The following is a 6,000-nucleotide window of genomic DNA, read 5'->3' on the forward strand; positions in this document are numbered from 1 at the left end:
ACCTGCGGCCCCGACTACTACATCAACGACGCCGAGCATGGTGCCCACGTCATCGCTGCTCTGTCTGAGCACTACCACTGCCCACGTCATCGCTGCTCTGTCTGAGCACTACCACCTACTACCCAAGGCGGAACCGGGCGGCGAAGACGACGACCGCGCCGAGTGGCTGGACGGGGAAGTGATGGCCGCCCGAGGCAAGCGGGTGGTGCGGCTCTACTTCGAGGACCCTCGCAATACGCCTGAGGATGCCCGCGAACTCGCATCCGCCCTGGCGTCTGCTGCTGATGTTGCGGAGGAGCCGAGATGAGCGACGCAGACGAAAAGGCGGTCGCTGAGGCGCTATACGCGGTCGAGAGCGTGCACCACTTCCACGGCACTGAATGCCTCTGCGGCTTCAACTCTCACCGGGCGCGCGAACGCACCGCCCACATCACACGCCTGGCCCTAGGGGAGCTGTTGGGCCACGACTTCGTCAGAAAGGCGGCATTCGATGTCTGACATCGGTTTCGGTCCTGTTGGTGATCCCCCGATCATCCACGGCGGCAACAGCTATGTGACCCGTGATGGGTATGGGCGTCCGACGTATCTGGTGGACCGGCGACTCCTGGAGAAGGCGGAGGCACGCATCGCCGAACTCGAAGACCAGCTGCGTCCTATGTCGCCACTGAGACAGCAAGCCGACACCTACCTGCGGATACTGCGCCACCCTGAAATCTACCGCCACCTACGCGCGGGAGCGGGGTCGTGGTCCGACCAGATCGACGCGCGTATCACCACTGTCGCTGCTGATCGGGATCACTGGCGGGCGGAAGCAGAGAAAGCCCGCGACCTCCCCGCACCGGACGCCGGCAACCCCGAGCACCTGAGATTCGCGGCGAACATCCTGATCGACCGGGCACTCAAGTTGGGAGTCAAATTCCGTGCTGAAGCGGCTCTCGGCCCGTTCAACGCCGACGAACTCCGCAATGCTGCCCGTCGTCTCGAATCTGAGGCCACCGCAGACGATGTGGTGGAGAGGATCGCCCGCGAGCTGTACCGACGCCTATACCCCGGCCCAATCGGCACCCACGACTCAGCGCGCACCCGAGAAAGTGACGCCGCCGAAATGGATATGGCCTATCGGAAGTGGGATGAAGGCCGCGAAGGGTTTGCGCCGGGCGGCAGTGTCGCGAGATTGCCGCCCATATCGCTGGGCTTCTGCGGGGTGACCGATGAGCGCCGCAGAGGAAGCAAGGAAGCTGCTCGAAGGCATCACACCCGGGCCGTGGGAAGCAGAACCCTGGGATGGCACCACACGCGAGTCTGTCGGCGTCTTCGCCGGGAGCGTATGGGGTCCGCGAGTTGCAGGGCTGATCACGTCCTCCGCCGACGCCGAGTTCATTGCCGCTACACCCGAGTTGGTGCCCGCTCTGCTCGCCGAACTCGACCAGGCGAAGGCGGACCTCGATGCTGCCGCATACCGGCACGGACAACTACAGTCCCGCATCGCCAACCGAGACGCCACCATCCAACGGGTACGGGAGCTAATCGCCGAGTGGTCGTGGACGGAACACCACCACGACGAACCGGTCTATGAGATATGGAAGCCGCTCGCCCGCATCGTCGGGGTGAGTCGTGAGCGACATTCCGGAGTGGCGTGCAGGATCGCTCGCCGACAACCTCGCCGTCGCACTGAGGACCCGACTTGCCGAGACCGGAGTCTCGCAGGGCGATCTCGCGCGTCGCGCCGGCGTCAGCGAAAAGCACCTGTCGCAGGTCATCAACGGACGCGCCGGTGCCTCGGTAGCAACCTGGGACCGACTCTTTGTCGCGCTGAATACAGCGAATGACGCTCGCCAAGACACCGTCGGGGGTGAGTTGTGACCTGCCGCTGCAACCCCTCGAAGCCGTCATCGACTGGCTACTACCCCGACTCCGGATACTCCCACCCCTGCTACCCGAAGGCGCGAATCCTGCTGTGGCACAACGGGAAAACCCCACCATCGGGGTAGAATGAGGGGTGGCCAGGGTGCTGTGAACACCCCGGCCACTGACCGAACTGCGAAGGAGTTCAGCCAATGACAGATTACATCTCCACCTACCTGAGTAGACCACGATGGAGGCACAACCGCCTCCAAGCCATGGGCGTCCAGTGGACCTACCGCGCACCAGAGGTGGGTGAACTTGTAATCCGGGATGCAACCCAAACACACCCCGGCACCCTCCGCCGAATCGTCAGCGTCCGCGAAGACACACGTGACGGCCGCACCGTATGGGTAGTTGAGCACACAGCGACCGACGCAGAACCAACCACCGGCACCGACCGGAAGTCAGTCGGATTCTGGAAGGACGTCGGCTGGCCGAGGATTGCCGAGCACTACCCCATCTGCGGCACCTGCCGCGATCTGATGCCCTGCCAGCATGTGGTCATCGACACCATCGCTGAACACAGCGGCAAGACCTTCGAGCGGTATGGCACTCCCGGCGTCTGCCCGTCCTGCCAAGAGCCCGTAACCAGGCGGCAGCGCGTAATCACATTCGAACGCAACCTGTATGGCCTCGGGACGGTGACCTTCCACCTTCGTGAGAAGTGCCGCCACGCCGCCTTCGAGTACGACCGAGAGGTACATCGAGACGACGGCGAGTTCGAGCTGACCTGCCCCGGATCTGCTCGCCGCGGTCTCGATGAGAACGGTCTGCCTGTCACCTATTGCACTGAGCCTGATTGTCGCGGCGCTGACCGGAAGCACCACGGCTACGGGTTTTGGACGGCGGGGTATCTGCCACACCCTGACGGCTACCACCGTTCTCCCGAAGGCGGGGTGTGGCCTGATGTCTGTTCCTTCTCTGGAATCCCTACTAGCCGAGTACATCGCAACCCAGGCACCGGTCTCCGTGGAGCAGGCAATGCCTCAGGCCGAGGACATGGCGAAGCTGATCCGGGCGCACGGCCTAGACCGCACCTCCGGACTGAACGCCGCCGCCGACGTGGTGCACGCCGAAGCCCGCTACCAGTGGGAAATGGACGCCCGCCATGCAGTGTGCGCACAGGTTGTCGCCCAGCGGATGGGTGTGGTTGAACGCACGATCCGGTCGTTCGCTGATGGGGCGGAGGACCAACAGTGAGCCTCGAAGGATCGTTCTGGACCCACAAAAAGACCGGCATCCCCTACGAGGTGGTTGCTGACTCCGACGCCAGCGGCCTCGGCAACCGCGGTATCCGTATGCGCAACTGCCACACCGGCCGCGAACACTGGGCCACTCCCGAAGGGTTGGGTCGCAAGTACCGGCATGACTACACCCCACCACGAGGGGAGGTGCGGTAGGTGCCACGAATTAGAACGATCAAACCCGACTTCTGGGACTCGGCTGACACCGCCGGCGCAGACCTGCGCACCCGCCTGCTGTTCATCGCAATGTGGAACTGGGCCGACGACTACGGCATCGGAGATGCCACTCCGGTTCGGGTCATCGGGTTCGCCTTTCCTAACGATGAAATACCGGTGTCGGATTATCCGCGACTTCTCTCGGACGTTTCGGACCACTTCGGCGTCGTGTACTTCCGGCACGAAGGACGCCCTTCTACGCCATCCCGTCGTGGTCCAAGCATCAGCGGACCGAGAAAAGAGCTAAGCCACGCGAAGGGCTGGTCGAAGCAGCCGAGCGGGCCGTCGCGAACTCCAAAGGTGCAGGTCAAGGCGTAGATGCGGAATCTCCGAGCGACAGTGACGGAATCTCCGACGAAAGTGTCGGACGTTTCGGCGCCGGAAGTAGGAAAGGGAACGGGGGAAAGGGAACGGGGAAGAGTGTGTGCCCCTCCCGGACGAACCGCCGATCGACGACTACGTGCCCAGCGAGATCGAAACGAGCACACGCACAACCCCCGCCAAAGGCTCATCGACAGAACTGACCTTCATCCGCACTCACGTCGGCCAAAGATTCCCCGCCAAAGTCGAACAAGCACTCGTCAACGAGATCCGCAAACTCCGCCACTACGACCGCCCCGTCATCGAGGAAGCACTTCGAAGATGGGCCAACCGTGACGGACACCCGGACTCCTCCCGCACCTCGTCTCCGACGTCCTGAAGAACAACGGCAGAACCGCCGAACCCACCAAGACCGACATCTGGGAAACCAGCGTCATCCAACCCGCCCAAGCCGCAGCCACCGAAGCACAGAGGAAACTCTCATGAACCGAATCGACCTCACACCGCAGAACGTGGCAGACGCCGGCCAAGTACTCAAGCACACCGCGTTTGTCCACCGCCGCACCGCGATCCGCCCGAAGTCCGAGAAGGAAGCCCAGGAGATCGCGATCGTGTGGGCTCGCATGTTCGCCCGCTACAAACTCGACCTACCTGAGCTACTGGAGGCTGTGGAGCGCCGCGCCATCAAACATCAAGACGCCCGGAGCCGGGTGAGATCGTGCAGTGGGCGCGAGAGGTTCGCCAGGAGTGGTCATCTCGGGCGCAGGCCGATCCGGAACAGCGCGCTCTGCATGAGGCGAAGATCGACCGGAAGATCGCGAACTTCGCGGGCAACTTCGGTATCCAGATCGACGGGCGGCCAGCATGAGCGTCATTGTCGAGTTGCCCTACGCACGTCCACCCCTCACTGAGAATCAGCGCATGCATTGGCGGAAGAAGGCGGCTGTGGTGGCCTCTGTGCGTCAAGCGGTGTACGTCCTAGCCCGGAATGCGCGCGTGCCGCAAAACTGCGCCCACGTGGACGTCAGCCTCCACTACACGCCACGTGATGTTCGCCGCCGCGACGCCGACAACCTTGTCCCCACATTGAAAGCCGCCTGCGACGGATTGGTGGACGCCGGCCTGGTTGCTGATGACACACCGGATCTGATGACCAAGCAGATGCCGACCATCCATCCCGCCGAGAAGGGGAGCGGGGCCGGTTGTGGCTCGAACTACACATCGAGGAGGCGCAGTGACCGACCAGCTTGCTCTCTCCCTCACCCACCCGCCTGGTGCTTCGTGTGCCAACGCGACTGTCCTCCACCCGTCTCGTGTGGACCCGAATGCCAAGAGGAGGAGTCGTGAGCCGCCCGTGCAGTCGATGGTGAATGTGGATGCCCGCAACTACCCGGCCCACACTGCGGCGGTGCGGTCCCGGTTGGCCGGCACCAACCACGCAGGCCAAATCGCAGCCGAATGCCCTGCGGCAGCACCTTCGATGTCGGCTACGAACGCTTCCACACCCCGCATTCCAAGCCCACCCCTACTGCCACCCTGCACGATCAAGGAGACCCATGAGCCGCTACGAGTACCGCGTCGTTCCCGTGACGGCCTGAACGGGTTGCAGCTGTGGAGCTTCAACGCCGCCTTATCTGGCGTGACGGAAGCCGATACACCTGGAATGAGTGGATGGTGTTCCGGGACTACCACCGGCACTGGATGAATGTTCCGCATTGCGTGAGGAAGTGGCGTCATGACCGCGGCATGCACGGCAGCCCTCCTCCGCGCCGTAGAACACGCCATCGAAAACGAACTCGACGGTTTCACCACAGAGCAAATCCGGACATGCGCGCTACGTCGCCGAGACCGTGACTTGGCGGCTATCGCGTGATGGATACCTGCAACACGACATCGAGGAGTCCCTGTGACCCGCATTGTGAATCGGTACCGCTACTGCGGAGCCATCCCGAGCCGCCACCACTACCGCAGCTACAACGGGCCACACAGGACAAGCTCGCGGTGGCCTCGCCGCCGGATACGACCCGACTTCTGGCAGATACCCCGATGACCCTTCGACGCGACAGCATGGCTCACGGCAACCAAGGAGACCAGCAGTGAACAACGACCACGACACCAGCGGACTCTTCCTGGATCGCTACGGGCAACGCCGCCTCACCGAGGCGCTGGTCACGATCGAGGCACACCTCGAAGACTTGGCTGACACCCTCACTCGCAGAGCAGTAATCGGACGCCGGGACCTCGCGTCATTCCGCCGCCCCAAGAAGCTGCGAGCAAAGGCGCCGGCCCATGAGGGTGCGCAGGAGTTTGCGGC

General features: G+C 63.4%; 8 protein-coding genes and 1 pseudogene. 8 read left to right on the forward strand and 1 reads right to left on the reverse strand.

Annotated elements, in window-relative coordinates; all coding sequences use genetic code 11:
* Positions 1-37 precede the first annotated feature (37 nt).
* The 3 genes from BLU62_RS01340 to BLU62_RS01350 all read left to right on the forward strand — a co-directional run bounded on the left by BLU62_RS01340 (position 38) and on the right by BLU62_RS01350 (position 1,863).
* Complete coding sequence (locus BLU62_RS01340) at positions 38-307, forward strand: hypothetical protein (protein WP_074847819.1); 270 nt, start codon at positions 38-40, stop codon at positions 305-307.
* A complete protein-coding gene (locus BLU62_RS01345) occupies positions 304-498 on the forward strand; it encodes a hypothetical protein (RefSeq protein WP_074847821.1) in 195 nt (64 codons plus the stop codon). Before BLU62_RS01340 ends, BLU62_RS01345 begins: the two co-directional genes overlap by 4 nt.
* Before the next feature lie 1,116 nt (positions 499-1,614).
* Positions 1,615-1,863, forward strand: a complete 249-nt coding sequence (locus BLU62_RS01350; protein WP_074848042.1) for a helix-turn-helix domain-containing protein — start codon at positions 1,615-1,617, stop codon at positions 1,861-1,863.
* 446 nt (positions 1,864-2,309) lie between these two features.
* Here the strand turns inward: BLU62_RS01350 and BLU62_RS01355 are convergent, their stop codons facing one another.
* The gene (locus BLU62_RS01355; RefSeq protein WP_074848063.1) at positions 2,310-2,732 is read right to left on the reverse strand and encodes a hypothetical protein; all 423 of its coding nucleotides are present in this window, start codon (positions 2,730-2,732) and stop codon (positions 2,310-2,312) included.
* Positions 2,733-2,811: 79 nt separating this feature from the next.
* Between BLU62_RS01355 and BLU62_RS01360 the strand changes: the two genes are divergently transcribed.
* The 5 genes and pseudogenes from BLU62_RS01360 to BLU62_RS01385 all read left to right on the forward strand — a co-directional run.
* Entirely contained in the window at positions 2,812-3,105 is a 294-nt protein-coding gene (locus BLU62_RS01360; RefSeq protein WP_074848039.1) for a hypothetical protein, read from the forward strand.
* Positions 3,102-3,305: a hypothetical protein gene (locus BLU62_RS01365; protein WP_074848037.1), complete on the forward strand. Its 204-nt coding sequence runs from the start codon at positions 3,102-3,104 to the stop codon at positions 3,303-3,305. Before BLU62_RS01360 ends, BLU62_RS01365 begins: the two co-directional genes overlap by 4 nt.
* 484 nt (positions 3,306-3,789) lie before the next feature.
* Complete coding sequence (locus BLU62_RS01370; RefSeq protein ID WP_074848073.1) at positions 3,790-4,065, forward strand: hypothetical protein; 276 nt, start codon at positions 3,790-3,792, stop codon at positions 4,063-4,065.
* Between the two features lie 339 nt (positions 4,066-4,404).
* Entirely contained in the window at positions 4,405-4,554 is a 150-nt protein-coding gene (locus BLU62_RS33365) for a hypothetical protein (protein WP_244278018.1), read from the forward strand.
* Between the two features lie 1,228 nt (positions 4,555-5,782).
* Positions 5,783-6,000 (forward strand): annotated as a pseudogene (locus tag BLU62_RS01385) (hypothetical protein); the annotation flags it as partial.

Origin of the sequence: Gordonia westfalica (genome assembly GCF_900105725.1) — a bacterium.
GTDB classification, from domain to species: Bacteria; Actinomycetota; Actinomycetes; order Mycobacteriales; family Mycobacteriaceae; genus Gordonia; species Gordonia westfalica.

Coding starts and splice junctions, on each gene's coding strand:
- BLU62_RS01340 (WP_074847819.1), top strand. CDS start 38: ATGGTGCCCACGTCATCGCTGCTCTGTCTGAGCACTACCACTGCCCAC.
- BLU62_RS01345 (WP_074847821.1), top strand. CDS start 304: ATGAGCGACGCAGACGAAAAGGCGGTCGCTGAGGCGCTATACGCGGTC.
- BLU62_RS01360 (WP_074848039.1), top strand. CDS start 2,812: ATGTCTGTTCCTTCTCTGGAATCCCTACTAGCCGAGTACATCGCAACC.